Source organism: Clostridium sp. BSD2780061688st1 H5 (assembly GCF_005845155.1).
Classification (GTDB): Bacteria; Bacillota; Clostridia; order Lachnospirales; family Lachnospiraceae; genus Claveliimonas; species Claveliimonas intestinigallinarum.
Window position 1 is genome coordinate 170743 of sequence record NZ_SPGT01000002.1, and the last position, 26076, is coordinate 196818.

Here is a 26076-nt window from a genome sequence, read left to right on the forward strand (position 1 = left end):
GAGGATGAGTATGGATCATTGCGTGACAGTTACGGACGAAACGCTCCGGGAAACGGCAGTCCATGGAAGCAGCGGTTATCCGTTTGCCTATTATCCGGAAAATATCTGGCAGTTTGACTTCCACCGGATAGACTGGCACTGGCACCATGAGGTGGAATTTATATATTTTTCTGAAGGAAGTGTATTCTGTTTTGCCGGGGAAGACCGGATAGAGATGCGGCAGGGAAGCGGGATCTTTATCAACAGCGGCGTGCTGCACCGATTTGAAGCGCAGGAGAGCGCATGGGCGCCCAACATCGTCTTTTCCCCGTATCTTCTTGCGGCAGAAGACACTTTTGTCTACCATAAGTACATCATGCCTGTCATCAGCTCATCTGTCCCTTACCAGGTTCTGGAGCCGCAGACAGGCTGGCAGGAACAGATCCTGCAGATCCTCCTGCAGATTTTTGATCTTCAGGAGACAGGGGAGGACTGCGAATTGTCCACTGTGAGAATGCTTCTGGAAATATGGGAGCTGCTGGCAGGGAATATGGATCTGTCGGCGGGCGGTTCCCGGCTTCGCCGCCTGACCCACAAACAGGCTAAACTGCAGACCATGATGCAGTTCATCCACGATCACTATATGGAAGAAATAACGCTTGAACAGATTGCCGCGTCTGCCTCTTTGAGCAAAAGCGGCGCCCTGCACATTTTCCGGTCAGGAATACATATATCCCCGGTGGCTTATCTCATCCGCCACAGGCTGGCACAGGCGGCAGAGCAGCTTCAGGCAACCCAGAAGTCCATATCTTCCATTGCCGCGGATACGGGATTTTCGGATGCCGGCTATTTTTGCAGGAAATTCAGGCAGCAGTATCATATGAGCGCCAGTGCGTACCGACAGAAAAAATGGGGAAAATGACTGCGTCAGGGAAAATCTGGAGGAGGGGTTTAAATTTTACAAGGGAGTTGCTATTTCTGTCCACTGATGCTATGATGTAGGCATGATTCAGACAAGCGATATTTGCCGAGAGAGGAGATTTTAAAGGAAATTATCATTAGCGATGGAAGCAGAGGATGAAAAAGAGGTATGAATATGATCGACAGGGCAATTGAATTTGCGACGAAGGCTCATGAAGGGCAGTTCCGGAAGGGGACAAGGCGTCCCTATATCGTGCACCCCATTGAGGTGAAGGAGATCGTGTCCACTATGACCCGGGATGAGGAAGTGATCAGCGCCGCGGTACTCCACGACACAATTGAGGACTGTAAGGGAGTGACCAGGGAGGTGCTGGCGCTGGAGTTCAGTCCCAGGGTGGCGGCCATGGTGGCCGGAGAGAGCGAGGATAAGTCCAGGACCTGGATGGAGAGGAAGACCGCAACGATCCAGTCCATTGGGAACGCTCCCAGGGAAGTGCAGATGATCGGGCTTGCAGATAAATTGTCCAATATGCGTGATATCGACCGGGATTACCCCAAGGTGGGCGAGGAGCTCTGGAACCGCTTCCGGATGAAAGATAAGAAAATGATCGGCTGGTACTACAAGGGTGTCCGGGATGCCCTTGCGAAGGACTTTCAGAAGGAACCGGTATTCCAGGAGTACTGCCGGCTGATCCGGAAGAATTTCGATTAGAAGCATAGCAAGAGGGCCGGATATGCGGGATGTGACGCCTGCATATCCGGCCCTTTCGCTCTATCTGTGGAGTTCTGTCTGTCGGGCTCTATCTGTCAGGGTTTTCTATTCTCAGCTCCGCTATCCCAATAGCCTCCTTTTAAGGAAAAGTACAGAGGCGGCGCAAAAGACAGCCGTCAGAAGGGCGCACCACAGAAGGGCGGCACCGAGAGTCCCGGCGTCCGCAGGGCTGCCCGACAGGGCGTCTCGCATGGCGTCGATGACAGGTGTCATGGGCTGATAGCGGGCAAACGTCCGCAGCAGCGGCGGCAGATGCTCTGTGGGTACAAAGCCGGAGCTCAGGTAGGGCAGGACGATGGCCAGGGAGGAGAGAGAGCTGGCGCCCTGGGCGCTCTTTGACAGGATCCCTACAGCGACGGCCAGCCAGGACAGCGCCAGGATCATGCCTGACAGAAGAAGGAAGGTGATGCCAAGGCCGGTCAGGGTAAGGGCCGGGCGGAAGCCAAGGAGCAGCGCGATGACAAGGACCACAGCGGAGGTCACAAGGTTCCGCGCACAGGCCTCCAGCACATGGCCGTAAAGGAGCGCTCCCTGACGGATGGGGAGAGTGGAAAATCTGCTCAGGATCCCGCTGGTGATATCCTGATTGACCATGATGGCCGTGGTGGAGGAGCCCTGGGCCGCGCACTGGATGAGGACGCCGGGGACGATATAGGCTGTGTAGGAGGTGCCGTCCACGCGGATCAGGCTGCCAAAGAGGGAGACAAAGAGCAGCATCATGAGGGCGGGCAGCAGGATGCTGGTGAGAAAGGTCTCCGGGTTCCGGCAGGACAGGAGCAGGCAGCGCCAGGCGATGGTGAAGGTGTCGCTATAGCTTTGTTTTGTTGTTTCCATATGATTTTTCCTCCTTGATCATAGTTAAGAACACATCCTCCAGGGAGGGGGACTCCTCTGAGAATTCCCGGACAGAAACAGAGCCATCCCGGAGACAGCAGAAGAGCTCCCCCAGGGTGTCTGCCCTCCCGTCTGTAAACACAGTCAGAGCGCACTCCTCCGGCAGGCAGCTGGTCCGCCATTTTCCCGCAGGGGCTCCCAGAAGAGAGGCGGCCTGCTCCAGATCCTCCGGGCTGTGGAAGGCAAACCGCACGGCGCCCCGGGGAAGGAGGGACTTCAGCCGGGCGGGGGTCCCCTCTGCCAGGATTTTCCCTTCGCTCAGGATACCGATCTGGTCAGCCAGCTGCTCGGCCTCCTCCAGATACTGGGTGGTGAGGAGGACGGTCATGCCGCCGTCCCGTAGCCTTCGGACGATCTGCCACATGGCCAGGCGGCTCTGGGGGTCCAGTCCGGTGGTGGGCTCATCCAGGAATAGGACATCGGGACTTCCCACAAGGCTCATGGCGATGTCCAGCTTCCTCTTCATCCCTCCCGACCAGCCGGAGACCCTTCTGTGCGCATCGGGGGAGAGGCTAAAGGAAGCCAGGAGCCGGACCGCCGATTTCTCCGGGGCTGCCAGGTGCCGCAGCCGGCCCATGAGGAGAAGATTTTCCATTCCCGTCAGACTTTCATCCAGGGCGGAGAACTGTCCAGTCACGCTGATGACCTGGTGGACCTTCTCCGGCTCCCTGATCACATCAAAGCCCCGGATCCGGGCAGCTCCCCCGTCAGGGCAAAGCTGGGTGGTCAGTATGCGGACTGTGGTGGTCTTCCCGGCGCCGTTGGAGCCAAGAAGAGCGTAGATGGTCCCTGTGGGGACTGAAAAGGTGACGTTTCTTAGGACCTCTCTGTCTTTGTAGCGTTTCTTCAGCGAGGAAACGCAAATCGATACATTGTTTCCTTCCATGGGTTACCTCCTTTTTGTGAGCTGTGGCGCATGTTTTCTTTTTTTTGATTATTAATACCGAACGAAGGTATGTATATGTTTAATATAAAATTGCCTCTGAAAGGCAATTTTATGAGTCCTGCTGCAGGGCAGGGTGGTTTCTGATCAGGTCAGCCGCCTTTTCATCATAGATGGGAAGCCCCATCCTGGCGAGCACCTCGCAGCTGCACTGGTACCTGCGAATAATCTCCTCAGAGCTGCCGGGAAAGACAGATGGGATCAGCCAGACATCCAGGAGGATCAAAAGCTCGGACAGCTCCTTTGGATAGTCTGTCTGGATGGAGCCGTCCCGCCTGCCCTCCTCGATGAGCTCCAGCCAGCGGGGGCACAGAGTGCGGCGGTTTGTCTCCAGCATCCCTGCCAGGATCCGGGGATTTTTAAGGAGGGGGACAGCCTGAGCGGAAAAGGCTGTCTGCTCTTCGTTGGACTGGTTCAGCAGGATGGCCAGCTTCATCTTTTCCAGGCCACTCAGATCCGTCCGCTTTTTTACCTCCTCAAAGGGATTGTTCCTGGCAAAGAGCCTGTCCCCCAGGGCGTTCAGGATGTCCTCCTTTGACTTGAAGTGGTGGTAGATGGCGCCCTTGCTCAGGCCCCCCAGCTCGTCCACAATGTCCTGGATCGTTGTCTTGTCGTATCCCTTTTCCAGAAAAAGCCGCTGTGACACATCCAGTATCTTCTCCACAGTGACCTCCGGATATTTGTTTCTGGCCATGGTATCCTCCTACATACATTCGTTTGGTATGTATATAGTATAACGAGCAAAACGCAAGGTGTCAATGATTTTCATACTAAAAGGGTGAATGGCAGAGCTGGCTCCAGGCTTCCTTAATCCCGCCGCTTTTCATAGACAGCCCTGAAAACACACCCCAGTCCAAGCCCCATATATCCGTCCGCCAGGTACCAGAGGGCGTGGGAAAGGGCAGTGGCATTGTAGTGGATGGGAACTGTGGGCAGAAACAGGGCGCACACGAGAAGCGGATAGGCATACTTGAAAGGCGTCCGGGACAGAGCACCCAGAAGAAGAGACAGAAGAAAGGAGGAGAACAGCAGGACAACCACCAGTCCCATCATATCAGTGGGGCCGGCGGTCAGGGGAAACAGATAAAACATGACAGCCTGTATCGCAGTGATCACAAGCTCTTTCCTGTACTTTTTCATTGTCCTGCCCTCCTTTCCGGGACGGGGGAGACTACAGCTCTGCCAGCATCTGGGCCGGATTGTCGGCTGCCTTCACCTTTCCGAAGGCTTTGACGATGGTGCCCTCCTCATCGATCAGGTAGGTAGTGCGCACCACGCCCATGGTCTTCCTCCCGTACATATTTTTCTCCTTCCACACATCGTAGGCCTGGATGCAGGTGAGCTCCGGGTCAGAGAGCAGTGTGAAGGGAAGGCCGTATTTTTCCTCAAATTTCTTGTGGGAGGCCACGCTGTCCTTGCTGACGCCAAGGACGACAGCGCCCTTTTCGGCAAACTGGGGATAGAGATCCCCGAAGCCGCAGGCCTGCTTGGTACAGCCGGGAGTGTTGTCCTTGGGATAAAAATAGAGGATGACCTTCTTTCCCCTGTATTCCTCCAGCGTGTGCATGTCTCCGTTCTGGTCCGGCAGAGAAAATGCCGGCGCCTTTGTTCCGATTTCTAACATAGTGGTTCCTCCTTTAGTCTGAAATTTTATTCTGAAATGAAAGGAATCCCTCAGCTTGCGCAGGGAAGGTGTCCATGCGAAGCCTTATGATCCTATGTCTGTATCCCTTTCTTTTTCAGGAGCGGTGTTTTCCTCTCTGACGAGACTGACCCGCAGAAAGCTTTCTTTTACTTTGGCGGCATACTGCAGCTCATAGAACGTCTTTCCCTCCAGCATGGCCTGTGAGATAGCTTCTGTCTCCCTCTGGACATCCGCCCCGTGGGCATACCAGCCGAGCATGGTTCTGTTCTCGCCCCAGAAGGAGGAGCTGTCCACTCCGAAAAGGGCAAAATGAGGTACGTCCGGGCGGGTGGACACACGCATGGACATTACCTTATAGCAGTTGACCAGCTGTTTGCCGTCATGGCTGCGGATCATGATCTTGCCCGTGGACACTGGTGTGGGGGCGGGCTGTGACTGACCATCAGGAGCGGTGCCTGGATGCTCCGGGCTGTCAGACTGGTCTGAAACAAGATAGTCCAGGGAGACCTTCAGTATCCGGGAGAGGGATATCATTTTCTCCATCTCCGGGTATCCGTTTCCCTGCTCCCAGCGGGAAATAGCCTGCCTGCTGACGTGTAGCTGCTCGGCCAGCTCCTCCTGGGAAATCTTTCTTTCTTTTCTTACTGTGCGAAGATTTTCACCAAAGCTCATAGGGGTGCCTCCTTATATGTATGATATGCTGTCAGAGCCGGCCGCTTCCATGTGCGGCTGGCATTCGTGGTATGCCTGGATTATAGCGGAAATGCCCTGAGCAGGCCACCAACCCTGGCTTGCAGAAGCGCAACCTGGGGTTGCATCTTATATATCAGAGGCATATCAGAGGTATTTTGATCCCTCCCGGATGCTCAGACTGTCCATCTTCGCCTTATAGGTGCGGATAAAGTCTCTCACCCACTCAGGATCCGTCTGTCCTCCTGTCCCTCAAATTTCTTTTTGATGGCGAGATATTTTTCCGTGTTCCGGTTCATTTCTGCACCTCCCGCAGCAGATCCTCTGGCTCCACTCCAAACAGCTTTGCCAGGGCAATGAGGTTGGTGGTGGTGGGCTCTGAGGTTCCATTTTCCCATTTGGACACAGCCTGCCTGCTGATGCCCAGCGCCTGGGCCACGAATTCCTGGGTCATTCCCCTGTCCGTGCGGTGCTTCTTCAGCACTTCGCCAAGAGATTTTCTTGTCCTGGCCGTTTCCGGGTTCACATTGCCGGACCGGATGTATTTCCTCAGGGCCTTCACGACTAAAATAAAGAGATAGACGCCGCCCACAAAGCTCCCAAGGATAAAAATGAGATTAAAAAATGCAATGACAACAGATAATGAGGATAAAATTTCCATATATGCTCCCTCCTTTTGATAGAAACAGCATAGCATGTATGTGCAGTTGTCTCTATCAACCCGGGCGCAACTTTGCGGTTGCGCGCAAAATTTCTGTGTCCTTGGCCTCCGGGTCAGGCTCTGCAGATTGTCCTTGCGTACTTTTTTTCGGAGTCTTGGGTTACCCTTATCTTTCCCTGTTCTATGAATGTGTCAATCCTTTGGGCATACCACCAGTCGTAGGTCCCCACCGGGTATTTCCCCAGGATATTCCCGATGAGAAAGGCCTGCTTTAGGGGCTTGTCGGTGAGCTCCCTCCATATAAGAAAATCATAGAACTCTTCAGGGACGCTGAGCAGGTTCCCGTTGATGACAGCGCGAAGAGGGGCGTTTTCCCCTCGCAGGTCTTCCCACAGCAGCGCGTACATTTCCCGTTCTGAAGAGGAAAGCGGTCTTTCCAGAGGCAGAAAGTGCCGGAATTCATCGTGGGACACCTCAGCCCAGCTCCGGCAGGATACAATGCGGCTGCCGTTTGTCCTGTATCTTGGAAGCTCCACTGCGGAGACGGGATTTTTGTAAGACTTCATCCAAGCGCAGAGAAAGCAGAGACCGCAGAGGGAGTAGGGGCTGTGACTGTACCAGATCCTAACAGCCCGGCCCTGCCTTAGATATTCTTCCAGCCGGGCCAGCCCGCGGATGTAAGAGGCGCCGGCTTTCATTAGCTCCCGGCAGGCAGCCTCGTCATGCCCATCCTGGTCCTGGCTGTACATGGAGAAGATCAGCTCCTGCCGGTAGGAGCTGTCCATCGCTTCCTGGATATCGCCGATGTCCAGCATGAAGGCAAGGCATATGACCGTGTCCGGTTCGCCCTCCTCTGCCGGGAGTGCGCAGATGGTTTTGGCATATTTCATGCAGGCAGCCTCGCTCTCGCCAAACAAAATGTCAATCATGATCTGCCTCCTCTTTCGTATCCTTCTCATTGCCTGTAGTATTATCCATAGTGTATCATCTCTGCCCCTCAGTGTCTATTATTTCCACAAAATCGTTTTCATAAATTTGTGCAATGTGTCCTATTGCCATCCGCGTCTGTTTTTTATATAATGAAAACCATCTACAGAGAAAATCTTTTCTCTGAGGCTGCCTGGCAGCCATTCTTATTTATGATCATCCGGCGTTTGTCCGGGGCGGGTTCCGCCACATGAAATTCCTTTTTTGAAGTCTGCAGACAGGTGAAAAGGTTGCAGTCCGTTGTTTTTATGTCTATAATGGAGGTGTGACATCTTTATGTGCATGACGAAAAAAGTAAATATGGATGACTCAGAATATCCCACTGCTGACCGGGAGTACAAGAAATGTGCTCTATCTTTCCATGAAAAATGACATTTCCTTCCTTGTCAGCGGCACCCTGAACTTATATGAGCATCAGAGCACCTACAATCCCAATATGCCCATGCGGGGCGTGCTGTACTTTGCAAGGCTGTACGGGAAGATCATTGCCCGGGACAACATCAATATCTACAGCTCCAGCCCCAAAAAGTTCCCCCTTCCCCAGCACATCGTGTTTTACAATGGGACGAGAGACCAGCCGGACCGGACAGTCCTGCGGCTCTCCGACCTTTTTGAGAGGTGTGGGGAGGGAAAGACCCCGGCGCTGGAATGTACTACAGTGATGCTGAACATCAACTACGGCCACAACCGGGCTCTTATGGAGAAGTGCCGGCGGTTGGAGGAGTACGCCATCTTTGTGGATAGGGTGCGGAGGAACCTGGAGACAGCAGGGCCTCTGGAGGAGGCGCTCATGCAGACTATTGACGACTGCATCCAGGACGGAATTCTGAGGGACATCCTGATCCAGCAGAAGGCGGAGGTGATGCAAATGATACTGGAGACGTTTGACAAGGAAAGCTATGAAAAGGCTGTAAAGAGCGAGGCCTACGAGGACGGCTACCAGGCCGGAATGGATGAGGGCTACCAGGCCGGGAAAGAGTCTGTGCTGAAGGAACAGGTAAAGAAAAAGCTGTCCAGGGGAAAGACAGCACAGGAAATCGCGGAGGATTTAGAGGAGAGCCTTGAGACGGTGGAAGAGCTGATCACTCAGCTTTCCGACAAGGCTTCTCCATAGCGTAGTTCGTTAGCTGGATACCGCAGCGCTCCACGGTCTGTTCTTTTATAACGCGGTATCCTCTTTTTTCAAAAAAAGGCTTTGCGGTGATGGAAGCGTGGGTTGTAAACCGGGCACAGAGAAGCTCCGGGGAGAGGTAGGACTCCAGGCGGTCGCAGATGGCAGTGGCTATGCCCTGGCGCTGAAAATCCTTATGCACATAGAGGCGGTCCAGGTAGCCGGCGTTGTCCATATCGCCAAATCCGGTGATGATACCGGCTTCCTCCGCAATAATAGTGTGGTGGGCCAGGAGCGTGGCCTGCCACCTTTCCATATCCAGCTCCTGTGGAGCCCACGCATCCAGCTGCTTGGGGGTGTAATCCCGGGCGCAGACCGCGTGGACCGTATCATGGAACAGGCGGATGACGGCGGCAAGGTCGTTTGAGGTATATGCTCTGTAAATCATAGGTCTTTTCTCAGAACCTCCTTTGGCGGCTCGATCTCATTGGCCAGCGTGTGCTCGGTGAGCTCAGACAGGAGACGGAGCTTTTTGTTCAGCATGGGCCTCATGCAGTTGGGGACATGCTCCTGGTGTGCCCTGTGTATGGCCACGCATTCCTTGCAGTTGCCGTGATAGCGGCACGCCTTTTTGCAGGGGCAGTGGTCCTTATCTTTGTATTCCTCTCTGAACTGAGCGGCAAATTCTTCCTGGAGCTTCAGGCCTTCGGCCCGGTTTCCCCTGTGAAACTCTCTCATTGCTTCCAGCTCTTTTGGATTGTTTTCTATGATCATAGGTTCCTCCTGAAATAATGGGGCTTATTTGCGGCTGCTGTTATCTTACAGGGGACAGTGTATCACTGCCCCCTGGGAATGTCCACATTTTTCAGGAAATCACTGAAGGGAATTCACTACAGGTCGATCCTGTAGTACTGGGAAAGTCTTCCCTTTTCCTATCTGTCACACTCACAGACCAGCCTGCCGCCCTGCCTGCGTTTCCTGGCCGGTCATAGGGGTACCTCCCGTTCTACCTATCTACCTGACGGGCGTGTAGTCAATCTCTGACTCTTCTTCAGTGGCCTCCAGCTTGAAGATGACAGGACGCAGTCCGTCATTGCAGGAGACAATGGCGACGCCCGGTTTTCTGATCCAGTCTCCGTAGTAGAAGAGATCCTTCCCGGCACCGTGGGCCAGGGCGAATACATACTGGTAGATGGCCTTCCAGGCCTCATCGCACATGCCATCAGGCTTTGCGTAGTCCGCATAGAAGACCTGGCCTGCCTTCAGCATGGGACAGGGGGTCAGTCCCTCAATGCCGTACTCATCGGCCAGCTCCTTGTCAAGAGTGGTTTTCAGAACAGTGATCTTTACGCGTTTCATCATCAAATATTACCTCCGTTTTTATGCTTTTTTGATGGCCTCTGCCGCGGCGCCGGGAGCGGACAGGATCAGACCTTGCAGGCGGACGCCGGAATGTATTATTATGAAATTATCTTAAAACGCAGTCCAGAAAGGGGGAGCTGCCATGCAGACGCCCAGATATATTTTTGCAGATGATTTTTCTGCATTTGAAACCTTTTTTAAGTCTGTCCCGGGGAGACGGTGTTCCTTTAAAAAGGGAGACAGTCTGTGGGCACCGGGACAGCCCTTCTCGCCGGTCTATTACATCCTGTCCGGGCTGGCCCTGACCTGCATCCACCACGAGGAGGGGCACAGGAAGATCCTCTCCTTTCACGGAAAAGGAACCGTTTTCCCGGTCTATCACAGCAATCGGTTTAAAATAGAAAAATCCATTGTCACCCAGGCCCTGGAGGATGTGGAAGCGCTGGAATTTTCCCCGTCCCAGTTCCGCCGCATGATGGAAGAAAGCTTTCCTCTCACAGAGACGGTCATTGACTGGTATGCATCCTACGTCAATCTGCTCCTCTATGAGACGGCGCACCAGGAATACAACAGCGCCTTCATAAAGCTGTGCAACCTGCTCTATCTCCTGGCAGAGAGAGGAGATGGAGGCGGGCCCAGTGATTTATCTGAGCCAGGAGGAGTTGGCGGATATCCTTGCTGCCAACCGGGTTAATCTTTCCAGAAATCTCTCCCGTCTCCGGCAGGAGGGCATTATTGCCACAGGACGGAAGCAGATCCGCATCCTCCGGCCGGACCTGCTGGTAGCCCACTGCTCCAGCGAGACGCTGTGACAGCGGAACACAGCCGTCCGGCTCCCGCTGTTCCGGATATTACATTATTATTGCACATGATTATCATACACGAGATCAGAAGGATTGTCTGTAGTCCAGGCTACAGAGAGTACTCTGATTTTTCTGTCATTCAAAAACGGGATGTGCTATAATTGATGATGTATGATGCGGGGCAAAAATCCATGCATTTTTGGTGGTATGCAGACGGCATGTGACGATGCGGCTACGTGCGGACCCCGCAGTGCCAGGGAGGACTTATGATCATCAGCGCAAGCAGGAGGACCGACATTCCTGCCCTGTATCCGGAGTGGTTCATGAACCGGCTGCTGGCAGAGGAAGTCCTGGTCCCCAATCCCTACAACAGAAAAAAGGTGAGCCGTATCCGCCTTACGCCTGAGGTGGTGGACTGCTTTGTGTTCTGGACGAAAAATCCGGAGCCAATGCTGCCCTATCTGAGGATGATCGACAGGCTGGATTACCGGTATTATTTTCAGATGACGATCACGGACTATGAGAAGGACATTGAGCCCCATCTGCCGTCCACGGAGGAGTCCATTGCCACCTTTATCCTTCTGAGCCAGCGGCTGGGGAAAAACAGGGTGGATTTCCGCTTTGATCCCATCCTCCTGACGGAGAAATATACCATTGACTACCACCTGGAGAAATTCGACATGATGTGCGAGTGGCTGCATCCCTATACGACCCGTTGTATTTTCAGCTTTGTGGACTCCTACAGAGGAAGCCCTTTCCGTGAGCTGGAGGATGAAGAGAAGATCACGCTGGCGGAGGGGCTTGCAAAGATTGCCGACCGATACGGCCTGCCCCTGTACACCTGTGCGGAGAAGATCGATCTGGAGAAGTACGGCATCCGCCATGCTGCCTGTATTGACAAAGAAAAGATAAGGGAGATCATCGGATACAAGCTGGATTTGAAGAAGGACAGGGGACAGAGGAAGGAGTGCGGCTGCTGCGAGAGCATAGATATCGGCATGTACGACACCTGTGTCCACGGATGTCACTACTGCTACGCCACGGCCAGCCTTGCCAGCGCAAAGAGCAGGAGGGATGAGCACGATCCAAAGTCCCCCATTCTGATCGGGCATCTGCAGGGGGATGAGACGATCACAGACAGGGAAGTGGAGTCCAGCAGGGACATTCAGCTGTCGCTGTTTGATTTTATGTGAAAATGATTTTTTGGAGGAAGACCATGAACCGTTCTGAGAAAGTATCCTGGCTGATCCGGGAGCTGAAAAAAGAAAATCCAGGCTATGAGGTCATCCGGGAGCCGGTGAACGAGACAGAGAAGAGAAGGCTTCTGCGAAGCCTTATGAACGTGCGGTGGCCCGGTGGAGTGAGCCCTGAGTTCCTGCGGGTGCAGGATGAGCTGCTTCAGGAGGAGCTGGAGGAGAAAGGGATCACAGATGGAGGGGCGCTGCCGGTGATCCGGGAGCAGTATCCATGCACGGCTGTAAAGAACGACGACCGCATCGTGCTCTGGAGAGGAGACATTACCACTCTGGCTGTGGACGCTGTAGTCAACGCGGCCAACTCTCAGATGCTGGGATGCTTTGTGCCATGCCACGGCTGTATCGACAATGCCATCCACTCGGCGGCGGGCGTCCAGCTCCGGAACGAGTGCGCGGAGCTGATGGAGGCCCAGGGCCATGAAGAGCCTGTGGGAAGGGCAAAAATCACAGGAGGCTACAATCTGCCTGCCAGGTATGTGATCCACACGGTGGGGCCTGTGGTGGGCGTGGAGGTGACGGAGAAGCAGAAGGCGGAGCTGGCATCCTGCTACAGGAGCTGCCTGAAGCTGGCGGAGAAGAGCGGCCTCAAATCGGTGGCCTTCTGCTGCATCTCCACAGGGGAGTTCCATTTTCCAGGTAAGCTGGCAGCCCGGATCGCTGTGGAGGCGATCGACCGATATTTGTCCGGCTCCAGGCTTGAGCGAGTGATAATTGATGTGTTTAAGGAGGAGGATCTGCATATTTATCAGAAGATTTTCCGGTAATTGTGTGAAAAAACAGGTTACTTATCCCCCGGATTGAAATAAGTTATCCACATCTGTGGTGGATAAGTGGGTCATCCCAGTTCTTAAGAGTTTATGAAAATTCAGTGAATTCCTTGACAAAACTACACTGTCTGGCTATGATTATGAATAGTTTATGAAAAAGGCGGAGAAGAAGAGGAGTACGCAGGTGTTACCGCTCCATGAAAGAGAGGGCTGCTCGTGGGCTGAGAGGCGGCCTGGAGAAGGGACTGCGGAAGGTAGCTTTGGAGCCGGATGGCCGAATGGCGGGCAGATACAGGCAGCAGGTAAGTCATCCCGGAGTCGTTCACGTTACAGAATAAGAGAAGATGTATGGAGGAGTTTCTTCCATATTAAATAAAGGTGGTACCGCGGACAGATAGAATTCGCCCTTTACGTTTCAGTGAGGGGTGATTTTTTATTCAATAATAACCCTTCACCGCATCAGTTACATGAGCTGCGCAGCAGCCGGAAGAATGATTATGAGGAGGAAGAACATGAGTCAGAACCTGGAGAAGACCTACAATCCAAAAAAGATCGAACCAAAGCTATACGACAAGTGGTGCGAGAAAAAATATTTCCACGCGGAAGTGGACAGGAGCAGAAAGCCCTTTACAACGGTGATGCCGCCACCGAACATTACCGGAAAGCTGCACATGGGCCACGCTCTTGACAACACCCTGCAGGATATCCTGATCCGCTATAAGAGGATGCAGGGCTACAACGCCCTCTGGATCCCGGGAACAGATCACGCTGCTATCTCCACGGAGGTGAAGGTGACCAACCAGCTGAAAGAGGAAGGCATTGACAAGAAGGAGCTGGGACGGGAGAAGTTCCTGGAGCGCACCTGGCAGTGGAAGGAAGAATATGCGGGAACCATCGAGGCGCAGCTCAAGAAGCTGGGCGTCTCCTGCGACTGGGACAGAGAGCGGTTCACCATGGACGAGGGCTGTTCCAAGGCAGTGGAGGAGGTTTTCATCAGCCTGTATGAGAAAGGCTATATCTATAAAGGCTCCAGGATCATCAACTGGTGCCCGGTGTGCAAGACATCCCTCTCCGACGCGGAGGTAGAGCATGAGGAGCAGGAGGGACATTTCTGGCACATCAAGTATCCCATCGTGGGAACTGACGATTACCTGGAGATTGCGACCACACGTCCGGAGACCATGCTGGGAGACACAGCCATCGCGGTACATCCGGATGACGAGCGCTACAAAGACCTTGTGGGCAAAAAATGTCTGCTCCCTCTGACTGACAGGGAGATCCCCATTGTGGCGGACTACTATGTGGATAAGGAGTTCGGAACCGGAGCGGTGAAGATCACGCCGGCCCACGACCCCAACGACTTTGAGGTCGGAAAGCGCCACAATCTGCCTGAGATCAATATCATGAACGACGACGCCACCATCAATGAGCAGTATGGTGGAAAATACGCAGGCATGGACCGCTACGAGGCCAGAAAGGCCATGGTGAAGGATCTGGAGGAGCAGGGATACCTTGTGAAGGTAGAGCCCCATTCCCACAACGTGGGAACCCATGACCGCTGCCACACCACAGTGGAGCCTCTCATCAAGCAGCAGTGGTTTGTGAAGATGGACGAGCTGGCAAAGCCGGCCATCGAGGCGGTCAAGAACGGCGACCTGAAGTTTGTGCCGGAGCGGTTTGACAAGATCTATCTGCACTGGCTGGAAAATATCCGCGACTGGTGCATTTCCCGTCAGATCTGGTGGGGACACCGGATTCCGGCCTACTACTGCGACGAGTGCGGCGAGGTAGTGGTGTCAAGAGGCATGCCTGAAAAATGCCCGAAGTGCGGCTGCACCCATTTCACACAGGATGAGGACACGCTGGATACCTGGTTCAGCTCCGCCCTGTGGCCCTTCTCCACTCTGGGATGGCCCGAGAAGACCGAGGATCTGGACTACTTCTATCCGACAGACGTGCTCGTGACAGGCTACGATATTATTTTCTTCTGGGTGATCCGTATGGTATTTTCCGGGTATGCCCATACTGGAAAGTGCCCCTTCCACACTGTGTTTATCCACGGTCTTGTGCGGGACTCCCAGGGACGCAAGATGAGCAAGTCCTTAGGAAACGGTATTGACCCGCTGGAGATCATTGACCAGTACGGAGCCGACGCCCTGAGAATGACTCTTGTGACAGGAAATGCCCCCGGAAACGACATGCGCTTCTACAATGAGAGAGTGGAGGCCAGCCGTAACTTTGCCAATAAAGTGTGGAACGCTTCCAGGTTCATCCTCATGAATATGGAGGGCAAGGAAATCACAGAGCCGGATCTCCTTAAGCTGCTTCCCGCTGACCGCTGGATCCTTTCCAAGTGCAATAAGCTGATCCGGGAAGTGACGGAGAACATGGATAAATTCGAGCTGGGCATTGCCCTCCAGAAGGTGTACGACTTTATCTGGGATGAGTTCTGCGACTGGTATATCGAGTTTGTAAAACAGAGAATGTACAATGCCAAGGAAGATCCTGAGTCCGCGGGCATGGCTCTCTGGACTCTGAGAGAAGTGCTGAAGAACGCGCTGAAGCTGCTCCATCCCTTCATGCCCTTTGTGACAGAGGAGATCTACAGCAAGCTCATTCCCCAGGAGGAGTCTCTGATGATGTCCGACTGGCCGCAGTATAAAGAGGAGTGGGAGTTCCCCCAGGCGGAGAATGTGGTGGAGCACTTAAAGCTCCTGGCCAGCGGTGTGAGAAACATCCGGGCGGAGATGAACGTGCCTGCCGGCAGAAAGATCAAGATCTACGTGGTGAGCCAGGATCAGGAGCTGCTGACCGGCTTCCAGATGCTGAAGGACGCTGTGCAAAGGCTCACAAACGCATCGGAATTTATTGCGCAGCAGGACAAGTCGGGCATTGCGGAGGATGCCATCTCTGTGGTGGTTCCGGATGCGACTGCCTACCTTCCGCTTGAAGATATGATCGACTTTGACCAGGAGATTGAGCGCCTCACAAAAGAGGAGGCCCGCCTGACAAAGGAGATCGCCCGCTCTAACGGTATGCTGGGCAACGAGAAGTTTGTCAGCAAGGCGCCGGCTGCCAAAGTGCAGGAAGAAAGAGAAAAGCTGGAAAAATATGAGCAGATGATGGCTCAGGTAAAGGACCGTCTCGCCTCTCTGAAAGAGAAGATATCCAGGTAAGCGGCATCCAGGCGGCAATGCCGGGAGATTGCAGGGAGCAGATGAACCACAGGGAAAAGGAAAGGGATGACAATGAAAAAAATTCACTTGAAAAAGCCGGATATCAGAGGCACCCTTTATAAAATCAGACATTTGAAAAAAGAAGATATCAAGGCGTGGCACCGCGCGAGAAAGGAGCGCCGGGAGAGGATCCTGGAGGCCCGGCGCAACGGGCCCTTTGCCCGGAAAATGAAGCCGGTCTACGCGTTCATGAACCGCTTTTCGCTGGTGTTCCATGCCCTGCTGGCGTGTCTGATCAATTTTGTCATAGAAGCGATCTCCAGGCACTCTGCCTTTGAGGCCTGGGACTATATGGTGGGATCGCCCCTCGTATTTCTATACAATGCCTTTATGATTTTTATGACCTTCACGGTCGTGTACCTGGTGAGGAGGCGGGTCTTTGCCCGCATTGTCATCAGCGTGCTCTGGCTGGTGCTGGGTGTGGCCAACGGCTATATGCTGATGGTCCGGGTGACGCCCTTCAATGCCCAGGACCTGAAGGCCGCGGGAGAGGGACTGGCTCTGATCAACAACTATTTTGAACCAATGGAGCTGGTACTGGTGATCGTGGGCCTTGCGGCTGTCATCGTGTGGAGCGTGTCCATGTGGAGGCGGGGCGGCCAGTTTGAGGGAAAGATGCACCGCGTCCTGGCGCTCATTGGCGTGGTGGTGTGCTTCGGAGCCTACACGTTCATTTCCCAGGTGGCTCTGGACAAGAGGGTGGTGTCCAATTATTTTGGAAACATTGCCTTCGCCTATGAGGACTACGGACTCCCCTACTGCTTTATGGCCAGCCTTTTCAACACAGGCATTGACGAGCCCAACGGCTACAGCCGGGAGACCATGGAGGCCATCAGTAATAACGGGGAGATCACAAAGAACGAGACTGGCCGGTCCCAGGAGGATCTGCCGAACGTGATCTTCATTCAGCTGGAGTCCTACTTTGACGTGGCCGAGGCGGAGTTCTTTACCACCTCCGAGGATGCCACTCCCAATCTCCACGCCATGGCTCAGAAGTATTCATCCGGCTATTTCAAGGTGCCCTCTGTGGGTGCCGGGACGGCCAACACAGAGTTCGAGGTGCTTACGGGCATGAACATGCGGTACTTCGGACCGGGTGAGTATCCCTACAAGACGATTGTAAAGTTCCAGCCCACGGAGAGCGCGGCTACCGCCTTTTCCGCTCTGGGCTACGGGACTCATGCTCTTCACAACAACGGAGGCAATTTCTACAGCCGGGCCAGAGTGTACAATATGATGGGCTTTGACACCTTCACCAGCAAGGAGTTCATGAACATCCTCCAGACCACGGAAAACGGATGGGCCAAGGACGAGGTGCTCATCGATAACATCCTGGAAGCCATGGATACCACGGAGCAGGAGGACTTTGTGTTCGGAGTCAGTGTCCAGGGACATGGAGATTACCCGGAGGAGCAGGTCATCGAGAACCCGAAGATCAAGGTGGAGGGCATCGAGGACGAGGCCCTCAAGAATAAATGGGAGTACTATGTGAACCAGGTCTACGAGATGGACAAGTTTGCCGGGGATCTGGTGGCTGCCATCGAGAAGAGGGGAGAGCCCACAGTCATCGTGTTTTACGGGGACCATCTCCCCACTATGGGGCTGGAGGCGGAGGATCTAAAGAGCCGCTACCTCTACAATACAAACTATGTGATCTGGGACAATATCGGTCTTGCCAAGGAGGACAGGAATATTCCCTCCTATCAGATCATGGCGGATGTGATGGAGCGTCTGGACATCCATTCCGGAACAGTCTTCAACTATCATCAGGAGCGCCGCCAGACAAGGAATTATCTGGCCGACCTGGAGCTTCTCCAGTACGATATCATGTACGGAGAGCAGTATGTGTACGATGGCGAACCGCCCATCACCGAGGGACATATGCAGATGGGTGTGAAGGATGTGGAGATCACGGATCTGGTGCCCAAGCTGGACGAGGGCTACAGCCTCTATGGAGAGAATTTTACAAAGAACAGCAGAGTCTATGTGAACGGGGAGCGGCAGAAGAGCACCTTCCTGAACAACACAAGGATCGAGCTGCCGGAGACGACTCTGGAGAACGGGGACGTGGTGACAGTCAGCCAGGTGGGATCCAGCAACACTATTTTCCGCACCTCCTGCCAGTATATTTACCAGGATGGCACCCTGACGAAGGTGCCGGGGACGGGAAGCGCGGATCAGGAGGGTGTATCCTGGCTTGCGGCAAACGGAGAAGAGGAAGAGTAGACATGACCTATGAAGAGGCATCTGCGTATATAGAAGAGATACCGAAATTTACAGAGAAGCATTCCCTGGCCTACATCCGGGATTTCCTGGAAAGGCTGGGAAATCCCGGACTGGACAGAAAGATCATCCATGTGGCGGGGACCAACGGAAAGGGCTCTGTCTGCGCCTATATGCGGGCTGTGCTCCTGAAGATGGGGCGGCGGACAGGCTTTTTCACCTCCCCCCATCTGATTGCCTTAAATGAGCGGATCGTGATCGGCCGGGAACAGATAGATAACGGGAAATTCCTTGCCGTGTTTGAGCAGGTGAAAGCGACAGTGGATGGGATGGCGGCGGACGGCGTCTCCCATCCTTCTTATTTTGAGTTTCTTTTCGGGATGGCCATGGTGGCCTTTGAAAGGGCGGATGTGGAGTATATCATCCTGGAGACGGGCATGGGCGGCAGGCTGGACGCCACCAACGCGGTGGAGCGCCCGGCTGTCACTGTGATCACCTCCATTAGCCTGGATCACACAGCGTACCTGGGGGATACCGTGGAGCAGATCGCCGCGGAGAAGGCGGGAATTATCAAGGAGGGAGTGCCCGTCATCTTCGACGGGACGGATCCCAGGGCCGCCGCGGTCATAGAGGAGCGGGCACAGGCCCTGCACGCACCGTGTAGAAAGCTTGGGAAAAATGCGTTCGAAATCCGGGAAATTACAAGGAAACATATTGCATTTTCAAGGGCCAGTGCGTATGATAAAGATGAACTCTGGACGATACGGGGCTGCGGGACCTATCAGATGATGAACGTGTCCCTGGCTCTGGCAGCGCTGGAGACAGTGCTCCCGGAGAAATATATCGATTATGAGAGATGGAAAGAGGCGGTGGCCTCCGTTGTCTGGAAGGGACGGATGGAGGAGGTACGGCCCGGGATCTTCCTGGACGGAGCCCACAATCCGGGGGCTGTGGAGGCTTTTGCGGACACCCTGGAGGCCCTGGGCGAGAGGGAGCCGGTGATCCTGTTTTCCGCCGTGTCGGACAAGGAGTATGAGAAGATGGCATCCATCCTGTGTGACAGGGTGAAGGCCAGCCTGTATATTGTTACAGAAATCAGCGACGGCAGAAGAGTTCCCGCCGGGGAGCTGAAAGAGGTGTTCACGCGCTACACGGACAGGCCGGTGCTTGTCTGCCCTGAGCCGGCAGCGGCTCTTGGAACGGCTGCCAGCCGCAGGGAGGGCCGCAGCCTGTACTGCATCGGCTCTCTGTATCTGATCGGAGAGCTGCGCAGGCTCATTACAGAGGGAACTGCCTGTATATCAGAGGAGGCAGCCCGCACATCAGAAGGGCCGTCTGCACATAGAGGAGGTACAGATTTATGCTGAACTATGAAGAAGAACTGAAAAAATTCCAGCCAAGCGTGGAAGTGGAAGATATAGAGGACGCAGTATATCAGGAGGATCTGACAGATATGAGCGATATCCTGCGGGAGATGATCGAGCAGACAAACAACAGTAAGTAGAACAGACAAAGGAAGTCAGAAATAAGAAAGAATACGGGGATTATATGGAGTATACACAGAAACTGGTGTACCAGTCCAATTACTGGTACAATGACGGACTTAAGAGGGCCAGGATCAGGGATATGTCCGGGGCGGTCACATCCCTGAAGAAGAGCCTTCAGTACAACAGGGAAAACATTGCGGCGAGAAACCTTCTGGGGCTTGTCTATTATGGACGGGGAGAAGTCGGGGAGGCGCTTGTGGAGTGGATCCTCAGCAAGAATTTCCAGTCCCATGAGAACATCGCCAATTACTATATAAAGAAGCTGCAGGAAAATCCGACAGAGCTTGAGAAAGTAAACCAGGCTATCCGAAAATTCAACCAGAGCCTCTCCTACTGCTACCAGGACGGTGAGGATCTGGCCATCATACAGCTGAAGAAGGTGGTGGCAGACCACCCCTCCTTTCTGAAGGCCTATCAGCTCTTATCCCTGCTCTATCTCCACACCCAGCAGTACGGGAAGGCCAGGCACACGCTGAAGGAGGCCCACAGGCTGGACACCACCAACGATATCACCCTGCGCTACATGCACGAGCTGAACGAGCTGCGCAGGAACCGGGCCGTGCGCCAGGCGGAGAAGGAGGGGAAAAAGGAAAAGCCCCAGACCGTCACATACAACATCGGCAACGAGACCATCATCCAGCCTGCCTCAACGGGAGCCAAGGAAAATGCGGGTATCATGACGATCGTGAACATTGTCATCGGACTGGTGGTGGGAGTGGCTGTCATGTGGTTTCTCATCATGCCCGCCGTGAACAGCTCCACGGCGAAGAGAACCAACCACCAGGTGAAGGAGTTCAGCGACCAGATCGCAGAGCAGGACGCCCAGATCAGCGCGCTGCAGACAGAGCTGGAGCAGTACCGGGCCAACAGCGAAGCCACCCAGACGGCCCAGCAGACGGCGGCCTCCACCCAGGAGAGCTATGAGATCGTCCTGAATATGTACGATCACTACCGGTCGGAGGACATGAGCGACGCCGCCATGGTCACAGAGCTTCTGAAGGTCAACCCGGACTCGCTGGGCACGGTCGGAAGGGAGCAGTTCGACTCCATGACAGAGGACATTTACGGCCGGTACTGTGAGACCCTCTACTACACGGCCCAGCAGAACTATGAGGTGGCCAACTACGCGGACGCCATCACAAACCTGAACACAGTCATGCAGATGAACGCAGGCTATGACGACGGTCAGGCCATGTGGCTTTTGGCCCAGGCATACTCTGCCTCCGGGGACACAGAGAATGCGAACACATGGACAGAGCGGGTACAGACCGAGTATCCCAATATTGATACGTCCGGAGACGACAGCTCCGGGGATGAGTCCTCCCAGTAGAGGGCTTATGACAGAGAAAAAGCGGAATAAAAAGACACGAAAGAGAAGGATATACGAAAAGGTATATCCTTCTTTTTTGTAAAAAGAAAAGGATGGAGGAATGACAATTGAAGTATCAGGTACAGGAGAACTGTCTCACTATTTTTCTGCCGGAGGATGTGGATCACCACAACGCGGAGGAGATCAAGAGGGAGGCGGACAGGCTCATTGACAGGGAGCACATCCGCTATATCATTTTTGACTTTGCGGATACCGGCTTTATGGACAGCTCCGGCATAGGAGTCATCATGGGGCGCTATAAGAAGGTGTACATGATGGGCGGCGAGGTGTGGGCTGTCCACACCAATGAGAGGATGAAAAAGATCCTCACCATGTCCGGCGTTATGAAAATCATGCAGATCTATGAGGAGGATAAATAAGATGGAGCGTATAGGGGATATTACAAATGAGATGGAGCTTTCTTTTGACAGTCACTCGTCCAACGAGGCCTTTGCCAGAGTGACGGTGGCGGCCTTTATGACCCAGTTAAACCCTACGGTGGAGGAGGTGTCGGACGTGAAGACAGCGGTGTCGGAGGCGGTCACCAACGCCATCATACACGGCTATGAGAACACCCTCCACAAGGTACATATCCGGGCCTGGATCCAGGGGAAGAGCCTGTTCCTGGAGGTGTCCGACGAGGGTGTGGGAATACCGGATGTGAAAAAAGCCATGGAGCCCCTCTTTACCACCAAGCCGGAGATGGAGCGGTCCGGCATGGGCTTTTCCTTTATGGAGGCATTCATGGACGAGCTGGAAGTGGAGTCGGAGCCGGGCAGAGGGACCACGGTGAAAATGAGAAAGGAGATCGGAAGAGGAAGGGAGCTATGGACCACACAATCGCTTTGATACAGAAGTCTCACGAAGGGGATGAAGAGGCGAAGGCACAGATTGTGGAGGAAAACACAGGACTTATATGGTGCATTGTAAAGCGTTTCCGTGGACGGGGAGCGGAGGTGGAGGATCTGTTCCAGATCGGAAGTATCGGCCTTCTGAAGGCCATCGACAAGTTCGACCTGTCCTACGATGTGAAATTTTCCACCTACGCGGTGCCCATGATCTCCGGGGAGATCAAGCGGTTTCTGAGGGATGACGGCATGATCAAGGTGAGCCGCTCCCTGAAGGAGACCGCCGGCAGGGCCAATGCGTGCAGGGAGAAGCTGCGGGAGAGGACCGGGAGGGAGCCGACAGTGGAGGAGGTGGCCCGGGAGGCCGGGGTGGAGACCGAAGAGCTGGTGCTGGCCATGGAGGCCGGGGCGGAGGTGGAGTCTCTCCACAAGACCATCTACCAGAAGGATGGGAGGGAGATCCAGCTTCTGGACAAGCTGGAGGAGAGGGAGGCAAGGGAGGAGAGGCTTCTGGACCACATGCTCCTCTCTCAGCTTCTTGAACAGCTTGAGCCTCAGGAGAGAAGGCTTATCTACCTGCGCTATTTTGCGGACAAGACCCAGACGGAGGTGGGGAAGCTGATGGGGATCTCCCAGGTCCAGGTCTCACGGATGGAGAAAAAAATACTGGAGAGGATGAGAGAAAAAATTTAAAAAAGGCATACCCTGACGTATATTTTCCTTTGGGCTTATCCATACTATTTCCAGAAACGGCAGTGAAGGAGGAGTGGATATGGAGAAAGCCAGGAAAAAGATAAGGGTATGCCTTCTCTGTGTAGTGGCTCTGGCCGTTATCCTGGGTGTGGTCTGGTATTTCCAGGAGATGAAGAAAAATACAAGTGTGACAGAAGGAACCCTGGTGGAGCGGCAGGAGGCCATGCCGGGGGCAGGTGGAGAGCAGCTATGGCGGACAGGACAGATACAGTCTATTTAAAGGCAGACGGCAATGTGGAAGTGGATAAGACGGCTGTGACTGTGGGGGATGTATTTCAGATAGAGTGCGCCGGCGCCCTCCAGAAGGCGAAGATAAAGACCATACGCCTGTTCCGGTTCCGGGATGGGGAGAGACCGGCCGGGAACAAGAAGATTATGAGAAAAGCCGTCTCTGCCCTGAAGGCGATTGAGGCCATACATGGGGAATTCCCAAAGGCCGATGTGGTGTGCCTTGGAAGTCCGGATGTGATCGTCACCTACAGGGAACCCGGGTCGGGAGGAAAGCTGCTGCACGCGGTAAAGACAGCCGGAGTGGCTGCGCTGACATTTGCGGGGGCGGCCTTCTCCATTATGGCCTTCAACAATGATGTGGATGTGACAAGGCTTTTCGGCCAGGTCTACGAGTTGATGACAGGGACGAAGGAGCAGGGCTTTACCATTTTGGAGCTGAGCTACAGCCTCGGGCTTGTGGCAGGCATACTGGTTTTCTTCAATCACTTTGGGAAAAAGCGCTTCTCCGAGGATCCCACGCCCATCGAGGTGCAGATGCGCACCTACGAGGGAGAGATACAGAACGCGCTCATCGAGACTTACTCCAGAAAGGGGAAGGAGCTGGATGTGGATACAGCAGATCGTCCTGGGAATTCTGGGACTTAGCGCCGGGATCACCGTGGCGGGGGGACTGTTTTCCTTTATCATAGAGCTTGGCATCCTGGCCGACTTTGCGGACAGAACCCACACGGGGGACAACATTCTCCTCTACGAGGACGCGGCGGCCCTGGGAGGGGCGCTGGGCAATCTGTTTTTCGTCTACCAGATCCCGCTGCCCGGGGGAGCCCCCCTGCTGGCGGCCTTCGGACTGCTGGCGGGGATTTTTACCGGGTGCTGGGCCATGGCCCTGGCGGAGGTGCTGAATGTATTCCCGGTTTTCATCCGCAGGATCAATCTGACAAAGTGCGTGTCATTGGCAATCCTGGGCATGGCCCTGGGAAAGGGAGTGGGAGCGTTGCTCTTCTTCTGGAACCAGTGGGGAGGATAGGCCTTTTTGTGCCGGGGAGTGGCAAAGGACAGCGGCGGGAGGCAGCGGCAGCAGCGGCAGGGAGGCAGCAGCAGGAAAAGACAGGCAGGAGGAGATGGATATGGCAAACAGGACAGAAACGGAAGCGCAGGCGTACAGGGACTATGTGAAAAAGAAGACTCCCGTGCACTGCCTGCCTCTGAATATGGCAAAGGCTTTCTTCACAGGGGGCGTGATCTGCACCCTGGGGGAATTCATTTTAAATTACGGTGAAAGGCTGGGGCTGGACAAGGATGTGAGCGGAGGCTGGTGCTGCGTCCTCTTGATCTTTTTGAGCGTGCTCCTGACAGGCCTTAACCTGTACGGAAGGATCGCCAAGTGGGGCGGCGCGGGAGCCCTTGTTCCCATCACAGGATTTGCCAACTCCGTGGCGGCTCCCGCCATTGAGTACAAGAAGGAGGGGCAGGTCATGGGGATTGGCTGCAAGATCTTTACCATCGCCGGTCCTGTGATCCTTTACGGGATCTTTACCAGCTCTCTTCTGGGGCTGGCCTGGTGGATTGCGGAAGAAATGGGGGTGATCCAATGATCCAGCGGACAAAGGGAGCTCAGAGTCTCGCCTTTGCCGAGGCGCCCTGCATCATAAGCAGCGCTTCGGTGGTGGGGAAGAAGGAGAGCGAGGGGCCCCTGGGGGAGCTCTTTGACATGGCCGGGGAGGATGACCTCTTTGGGGAAAGGACATGGGAGGAGGCGGAGAGCCGCATCCAGAAGGAGGCCTGTGTGCTGGCTTTGGGGAAGGCCCATCTGACCCCGGACAGGGTGCGCTGCCTGTACGGCGGGGATCTTCTCCGCCAGGGGATCGCCACCTCCATGGGGGCGGAGAAGCTCCAGATCCCTCTGTTCGGCCTCTTTGGCGCCTGCTCTACATCCGGGGAGGCGCTGGCGCTGGCGGCCATGAGTGCAGCGGCAGGGTACGGGGAGTACATGCTGGCAGTCACCTCCAGCCACTTCGGGACGGCGGAAAAGGAGTTCCGCTTTCCTTTGAGCTACGCCAGCCAGCGGCCTCTGTCGGCCCAGTGGACAGTGACAGGCAGCGCCGCCTTCCTGGTGGGAGGCAGGCCCGGCCCGGTTCGGATCGCCGGCGTGACGGTAGGGAAGATCGTGGATTTCGGTCTCAAGGACTCCCAGAATATGGGAGCCTGCATGGCCCCCGCGGCGGCGGACACCATTGCCTGCAATCTGGAGGATTTCGGGCGGGAGGCGCAGGAGTACGACCGGATCATCACCGGAGACCTGGGGTATGTGGGCCAGAGCATCCTTCTGGACCTGATGCGGGAGAAGGGCATCGACATCAGCGGACTCCATCTGGACTGCGGCAAGCTCATCTTTGACCAGCAGTCCCAGGATACCCATGCGGGAGGAAGCGGCTGCGGATGCGCGGCAGTGACCCTCTCCGCCTACATCCTGCCCAAAATCATATCCGGGGAGTGGAGGCGGGTCCTCTTTGTACCCACAGGGGCTCTCATGTCCACAGTCAGCTACAACGAGGGGGCCAGCGTCCCGGGAATCGCCCACGGTATTGTGCTGGAGCAGTGCCCGGACTGGAAGGAGGATGAATAGGATGGAGTATATCAACGCGTTCTGGGTGGGCGGCGCCATCTGCGCCCTTGTCCAGATCCTGCTGGACCGGACAAAGCTCATGCCGGGGAGGGTCATGGTCCTTCTCGTGTGCACCGGGGCGGTGCTGGGCTTTCTGGGCATCTATCAGCCCTTTGTGGAGTTCGCCGGAGGCGGCGCATCAGTCCCGCTGCTTGGATTTGGAAACACTCTCTGGAACGGAGTGAAGGAGGCGGTGGAAAAGGAGGGCTTTATCGGTATTTTCCTGGGTGGCTTCAAGGCCAGCGCCGCCGGAATTTCGGCTGCCCTCATTTTCGGGTATCTGGCCTCCCTCGTGTTTGAGCCCAAGATGAAAAAGTAATGGAAAATGCGGTTCGCTTATCTTCATAAAATCTTAAATAAATTGCCAGCAAAGCCTTAGGATTTATGTGATACCCTCACCTTGTCGTGCACTC

32 protein-coding genes and 1 other annotated feature are annotated in these 26076 nt (G+C 54.7%); of the genes, 21 read left to right on the top strand and 11 right to left on the bottom strand.

Annotation, left to right across the window (positions count from 1 at the left end; all coding sequences use genetic code 11):
* Nucleotides 1–10 precede the first annotated feature (10 nt).
* Together FGQ86_RS02260 and FGQ86_RS02265 are read left to right on the top strand one after the other, a co-directional pair.
* Complete coding sequence (locus FGQ86_RS02260) at nt 11–901, top strand: AraC family transcriptional regulator (protein WP_138302851.1); 891 nt, start codon at nt 11–13, stop codon at nt 899–901.
* A gap of 174 nt (nt 902–1075) precedes the next feature.
* A complete protein-coding gene (locus FGQ86_RS02265) occupies nt 1076–1612 on the top strand; it encodes an HD domain-containing protein (RefSeq protein ID WP_033125665.1) in 537 nt (178 codons plus the stop codon).
* Between the two features lie 120 nt (nt 1613–1732).
* Here the strand turns inward: FGQ86_RS02265 and FGQ86_RS02270 are convergent, their stop codons facing one another.
* The 8 genes from FGQ86_RS02270 to FGQ86_RS02310 all read right to left on the bottom strand — a co-directional run bounded on the left by FGQ86_RS02270 (nt 1733) and on the right by FGQ86_RS02310 (nt 7434).
* The gene (locus FGQ86_RS02270; RefSeq protein ID WP_138302852.1) at nt 1733–2506 is read right to left on the bottom strand and encodes an ABC transporter permease; all 774 of its coding nucleotides are present in this window, start codon (nt 2504–2506) and stop codon (nt 1733–1735) included.
* Nucleotides 2481–3452, bottom strand: a complete 972-nt coding sequence (locus FGQ86_RS02275; RefSeq protein ID WP_138302853.1) for an ATP-binding cassette domain-containing protein — start codon at nt 3450–3452, stop codon at nt 2481–2483. The genes FGQ86_RS02270 and FGQ86_RS02275 overlap by 26 nt, the downstream gene beginning before the upstream one ends.
* A gap of 109 nt (nt 3453–3561) precedes the next feature.
* On the bottom strand, nt 3562–4203 hold the full coding sequence (locus FGQ86_RS02280) for a TetR/AcrR family transcriptional regulator (protein WP_138302854.1): 642 nt from the start codon (nt 4201–4203) through the stop codon (nt 3562–3564).
* A gap of 113 nt (nt 4204–4316) precedes the next feature.
* Entirely contained in the window at nt 4317–4649 is a 333-nt protein-coding gene (locus FGQ86_RS02285; RefSeq protein ID WP_138302855.1) for a hypothetical protein, read from the bottom strand.
* 31 nt (nt 4650–4680) lie between these two features.
* On the bottom strand, nt 4681–5133 hold the full coding sequence (bcp, locus tag FGQ86_RS02290; protein WP_033125667.1) for a thioredoxin-dependent thiol peroxidase: 453 nt from the start codon (nt 5131–5133) through the stop codon (nt 4681–4683).
* Nucleotides 5134–5217: 84 nt separating this feature from the next.
* Nucleotides 5218–5826 (bottom strand): helix-turn-helix transcriptional regulator, encoded by a 609-nt coding sequence (locus FGQ86_RS02295; protein WP_052084008.1) that lies wholly within the window; start codon nt 5824–5826, stop codon nt 5218–5220.
* A 313-nt stretch (nt 5827–6139) separates the two neighbouring features.
* Nucleotides 6140–6505 carry a helix-turn-helix transcriptional regulator gene (locus FGQ86_RS02305; RefSeq protein ID WP_138302856.1) on the bottom strand — a complete coding sequence of 122 codons (366 nt, stop codon included), beginning with the start codon at nt 6503–6505 and terminating at the stop codon, nt 6140–6142.
* Between the two features lie 113 nt (nt 6506–6618).
* The gene (locus tag FGQ86_RS02310; protein WP_243127123.1) at nt 6619–7434 is read right to left on the bottom strand and encodes a DUF3658 domain-containing protein; all 816 of its coding nucleotides are present in this window, start codon (nt 7432–7434) and stop codon (nt 6619–6621) included.
* Nucleotides 7435–7796: 362 nt separating this feature from the next.
* On the opposite strand from FGQ86_RS02310, the gene FGQ86_RS02315 reads away from it, so the two are divergent.
* The gene (locus FGQ86_RS02315; RefSeq protein WP_138302858.1) at nt 7797–8606 is read left to right on the top strand and encodes a hypothetical protein; all 810 of its coding nucleotides are present in this window, start codon (nt 7797–7799) and stop codon (nt 8604–8606) included.
* On the opposite strand, the gene FGQ86_RS02320 is transcribed toward FGQ86_RS02315, so the two are convergent.
* The 3 genes from FGQ86_RS02320 to FGQ86_RS02330 all read right to left on the bottom strand — a co-directional run bounded on the left by FGQ86_RS02320 (nt 8575) and on the right by FGQ86_RS02330 (nt 9962).
* Nucleotides 8575–9051, bottom strand: a complete 477-nt coding sequence (locus FGQ86_RS02320) for a GNAT family N-acetyltransferase (protein WP_138302859.1) — start codon at nt 9049–9051, stop codon at nt 8575–8577. The genes FGQ86_RS02315 and FGQ86_RS02320 overlap by 32 nt on opposite strands.
* Nucleotides 9048–9377, bottom strand: a complete 330-nt coding sequence (locus tag FGQ86_RS02325; protein ID WP_033125671.1) for a hypothetical protein — start codon at nt 9375–9377, stop codon at nt 9048–9050. The genes FGQ86_RS02320 and FGQ86_RS02325 overlap by 4 nt, the downstream gene beginning before the upstream one ends.
* 240 nt (nt 9378–9617) lie before the next feature.
* The gene (locus tag FGQ86_RS02330; RefSeq protein WP_033125721.1) at nt 9618–9962 is read right to left on the bottom strand and encodes a TIGR04076 family protein; all 345 of its coding nucleotides are present in this window, start codon (nt 9960–9962) and stop codon (nt 9618–9620) included.
* A 145-nt stretch (nt 9963–10107) separates the two neighbouring features.
* On the opposite strand from FGQ86_RS02330, the gene FGQ86_RS02335 reads away from it, so the two are divergent.
* The 18 genes from FGQ86_RS02335 (at nt 10108) to spoVAE (ending at nt 25982) form a co-directional block, all read left to right on the top strand.
* Complete coding sequence (locus tag FGQ86_RS02335; RefSeq protein WP_243127124.1) at nt 10108–10659, top strand: Crp/Fnr family transcriptional regulator; 552 nt, start codon at nt 10108–10110, stop codon at nt 10657–10659.
* Entirely contained in the window at nt 10628–10777 is a 150-nt protein-coding gene (locus tag FGQ86_RS16390; protein ID WP_243127126.1) for a helix-turn-helix domain-containing protein, read from the top strand. The genes FGQ86_RS02335 and FGQ86_RS16390 overlap by 32 nt, the downstream gene beginning before the upstream one ends.
* Before the next feature lie 257 nt (nt 10778–11034).
* Entirely contained in the window at nt 11035–11961 is a 927-nt protein-coding gene (locus FGQ86_RS02340; RefSeq protein WP_033125674.1) for a DUF1848 domain-containing protein, read from the top strand.
* Nucleotides 11962–11984: 23 nt separating this feature from the next.
* Nucleotides 11985–12788 (top strand): protein-ADP-ribose hydrolase, encoded by an 804-nt coding sequence (locus FGQ86_RS02345; RefSeq protein WP_138302860.1) that lies wholly within the window; start codon nt 11985–11987, stop codon nt 12786–12788.
* A gap of 157 nt (nt 12789–12945) precedes the next feature.
* Nucleotides 12946–13203, top strand: a binding site (T-box leader).
* A 100-nt stretch (nt 13204–13303) separates the two neighbouring features.
* Entirely contained in the window at nt 13304–15967 is a 2664-nt protein-coding gene (locus FGQ86_RS02350) for a valine--tRNA ligase (RefSeq protein ID WP_138302861.1), read from the top strand.
* Between the two features lie 72 nt (nt 15968–16039).
* On the top strand, nt 16040–18253 hold the full coding sequence (locus FGQ86_RS02355) for an LTA synthase family protein (RefSeq protein WP_138302862.1): 2214 nt from the start codon (nt 16040–16042) through the stop codon (nt 18251–18253).
* 2 nt (nt 18254–18255) lie between these two features.
* Entirely contained in the window at nt 18256–19617 is a 1362-nt protein-coding gene (locus FGQ86_RS02360; protein WP_138302863.1) for a folylpolyglutamate synthase/dihydrofolate synthase family protein, read from the top strand.
* On the top strand, nt 19611–19754 hold the full coding sequence (locus tag FGQ86_RS16190; RefSeq protein ID WP_164488608.1) for a hypothetical protein: 144 nt from the start codon (nt 19611–19613) through the stop codon (nt 19752–19754). Before FGQ86_RS02360 ends, FGQ86_RS16190 begins: the two co-directional genes overlap by 7 nt.
* 44 nt (nt 19755–19798) lie before the next feature.
* Nucleotides 19799–21127, top strand: coding sequence for a hypothetical protein (locus tag FGQ86_RS02365; RefSeq protein WP_052084011.1), 1329 nt, complete (start codon nt 19799–19801; stop codon nt 21125–21127).
* 107 nt (nt 21128–21234) lie between these two features.
* Nucleotides 21235–21546: an anti-sigma factor antagonist gene (locus FGQ86_RS02370; protein WP_033125678.1), complete on the top strand. Its 312-nt coding sequence runs from the start codon at nt 21235–21237 to the stop codon at nt 21544–21546.
* A 1-nt stretch (nt 21547) separates the two neighbouring features.
* A complete protein-coding gene (gene spoIIAB / locus FGQ86_RS02375; protein ID WP_138302864.1) occupies nt 21548–22015 on the top strand; it encodes an anti-sigma F factor in 468 nt (155 codons plus the stop codon).
* Nucleotides 21994–22707 (top strand): RNA polymerase sporulation sigma factor SigF, encoded by a 714-nt coding sequence (gene sigF, locus FGQ86_RS02380; RefSeq protein ID WP_033125680.1) that lies wholly within the window; start codon nt 21994–21996, stop codon nt 22705–22707. The genes spoIIAB and sigF overlap by 22 nt, the downstream gene beginning before the upstream one ends.
* 79 nt (nt 22708–22786) lie before the next feature.
* Nucleotides 22787–22987 (top strand): hypothetical protein, encoded by a 201-nt coding sequence (locus tag FGQ86_RS02385; RefSeq protein ID WP_033125681.1) that lies wholly within the window; start codon nt 22787–22789, stop codon nt 22985–22987.
* Nucleotides 22957–23643 (top strand): stage V sporulation protein AA, encoded by a 687-nt coding sequence (locus FGQ86_RS02390; RefSeq protein WP_138302865.1) that lies wholly within the window; start codon nt 22957–22959, stop codon nt 23641–23643. Before FGQ86_RS02385 ends, FGQ86_RS02390 begins: the two co-directional genes overlap by 31 nt.
* Nucleotides 23603–24025: a stage V sporulation protein AB gene (locus FGQ86_RS02395; RefSeq protein ID WP_138302866.1), complete on the top strand. Its 423-nt coding sequence runs from the start codon at nt 23603–23605 to the stop codon at nt 24023–24025. Before FGQ86_RS02390 ends, FGQ86_RS02395 begins: the two co-directional genes overlap by 41 nt.
* Nucleotides 24026–24119: 94 nt before the next feature.
* The gene (locus FGQ86_RS02400; protein ID WP_033125684.1) at nt 24120–24593 is read left to right on the top strand and encodes a SpoVA/SpoVAEb family sporulation membrane protein; all 474 of its coding nucleotides are present in this window, start codon (nt 24120–24122) and stop codon (nt 24591–24593) included.
* Entirely contained in the window at nt 24590–25624 is a 1035-nt protein-coding gene (locus FGQ86_RS02405) for a stage V sporulation protein AD (RefSeq protein WP_207742238.1), read from the top strand. The genes FGQ86_RS02400 and FGQ86_RS02405 overlap by 4 nt, the downstream gene beginning before the upstream one ends.
* Before the next feature lies 1 nt (nt 25625).
* Entirely contained in the window at nt 25626–25982 is a 357-nt protein-coding gene (gene spoVAE, locus FGQ86_RS02410; protein ID WP_033125685.1) for a stage V sporulation protein AE, read from the top strand.
* Nucleotides 25983–26076: the final 94 nt, after the last annotated feature.

Bases quoted from the DNA above. Each gene is read 5' to 3' on its own strand.
- FGQ86_RS02265 (WP_033125665.1), top strand. From the start codon at position 1,076: ATGATCGACAGGGCAATTGAATTTGCGACGAAGGCTCATGAAGGGCAG.
- FGQ86_RS02310 (WP_243127123.1), bottom strand. From the start codon at position 7,434: ATGATTGACATTTTGTTTGGCGAGAGCGAGGCTGCCTGCATGAAATAT.
- FGQ86_RS02315 (WP_138302858.1), top strand. From the start codon at position 7,797: ATGACTCAGAATATCCCACTGCTGACCGGGAGTACAAGAAATGTGCTC.
- sigF (WP_033125680.1), top strand. From the start codon at position 21,994: ATGGACCACACAATCGCTTTGATACAGAAGTCTCACGAAGGGGATGAA.
- FGQ86_RS02390 (WP_138302865.1), top strand. From the start codon at position 22,957: ATGGCGGACAGGACAGATACAGTCTATTTAAAGGCAGACGGCAATGTG.
- FGQ86_RS02405 (WP_207742238.1), top strand. From the start codon at position 24,590: ATGATCCAGCGGACAAAGGGAGCTCAGAGTCTCGCCTTTGCCGAGGCG.
- FGQ86_RS02270 (WP_138302852.1), bottom strand. From the start codon at position 2,506: ATGGAAACAACAAAACAAAGCTATAGCGACACCTTCACCATCGCCTGG.
- spoIIAB (WP_138302864.1), top strand. From the start codon at position 21,548: ATGGAGCGTATAGGGGATATTACAAATGAGATGGAGCTTTCTTTTGAC.
- FGQ86_RS02355 (WP_138302862.1), top strand. From the start codon at position 16,040: ATGAAAAAAATTCACTTGAAAAAGCCGGATATCAGAGGCACCCTTTAT.
- FGQ86_RS02340 (WP_033125674.1), top strand. From the start codon at position 11,035: ATGATCATCAGCGCAAGCAGGAGGACCGACATTCCTGCCCTGTATCCG.
- FGQ86_RS02275 (WP_138302853.1), bottom strand. From the start codon at position 3,452: ATGGAAGGAAACAATGTATCGATTTGCGTTTCCTCGCTGAAGAAACGC.
- FGQ86_RS02400 (WP_033125684.1), top strand. From the start codon at position 24,120: ATGGATATGGCAAACAGGACAGAAACGGAAGCGCAGGCGTACAGGGAC.
- FGQ86_RS02365 (WP_052084011.1), top strand. From the start codon at position 19,799: ATGGAGTATACACAGAAACTGGTGTACCAGTCCAATTACTGGTACAAT.
- FGQ86_RS16190 (WP_164488608.1), top strand. From the start codon at position 19,611: ATGCTGAACTATGAAGAAGAACTGAAAAAATTCCAGCCAAGCGTGGAA.
- FGQ86_RS02385 (WP_033125681.1), top strand. From the start codon at position 22,787: ATGGAGAAAGCCAGGAAAAAGATAAGGGTATGCCTTCTCTGTGTAGTG.
- FGQ86_RS02295 (WP_052084008.1), bottom strand. From the start codon at position 5,826: ATGAGCTTTGGTGAAAATCTTCGCACAGTAAGAAAAGAAAGAAAGATT.
- spoVAE (WP_033125685.1), top strand. From the start codon at position 25,626: ATGGAGTATATCAACGCGTTCTGGGTGGGCGGCGCCATCTGCGCCCTT.
- FGQ86_RS02345 (WP_138302860.1), top strand. From the start codon at position 11,985: ATGAACCGTTCTGAGAAAGTATCCTGGCTGATCCGGGAGCTGAAAAAA.
- FGQ86_RS02305 (WP_138302856.1), bottom strand. From the start codon at position 6,505: ATGGAAATTTTATCCTCATTATCTGTTGTCATTGCATTTTTTAATCTC.
- FGQ86_RS02395 (WP_138302866.1), top strand. From the start codon at position 23,603: ATGTGGATACAGCAGATCGTCCTGGGAATTCTGGGACTTAGCGCCGGG.
- FGQ86_RS02335 (WP_243127124.1), top strand. From the start codon at position 10,108: ATGCAGACGCCCAGATATATTTTTGCAGATGATTTTTCTGCATTTGAA.
- FGQ86_RS02280 (WP_138302854.1), bottom strand. From the start codon at position 4,203: ATGGCCAGAAACAAATATCCGGAGGTCACTGTGGAGAAGATACTGGAT.
- FGQ86_RS02260 (WP_138302851.1), top strand. From the start codon at position 11: ATGGATCATTGCGTGACAGTTACGGACGAAACGCTCCGGGAAACGGCA.
- FGQ86_RS02350 (WP_138302861.1), top strand. From the start codon at position 13,304: ATGAGTCAGAACCTGGAGAAGACCTACAATCCAAAAAAGATCGAACCA.
- FGQ86_RS02320 (WP_138302859.1), bottom strand. From the start codon at position 9,051: ATGATTTACAGAGCATATACCTCAAACGACCTTGCCGCCGTCATCCGC.
- FGQ86_RS02360 (WP_138302863.1), top strand. From the start codon at position 18,256: ATGACCTATGAAGAGGCATCTGCGTATATAGAAGAGATACCGAAATTT.
- FGQ86_RS02325 (WP_033125671.1), bottom strand. From the start codon at position 9,377: ATGATCATAGAAAACAATCCAAAAGAGCTGGAAGCAATGAGAGAGTTT.
- FGQ86_RS02330 (WP_033125721.1), bottom strand. From the start codon at position 9,962: ATGAAACGCGTAAAGATCACTGTTCTGAAAACCACTCTTGACAAGGAG.
- FGQ86_RS02285 (WP_138302855.1), bottom strand. From the start codon at position 4,649: ATGAAAAAGTACAGGAAAGAGCTTGTGATCACTGCGATACAGGCTGTC.
- bcp (WP_033125667.1), bottom strand. From the start codon at position 5,133: ATGTTAGAAATCGGAACAAAGGCGCCGGCATTTTCTCTGCCGGACCAG.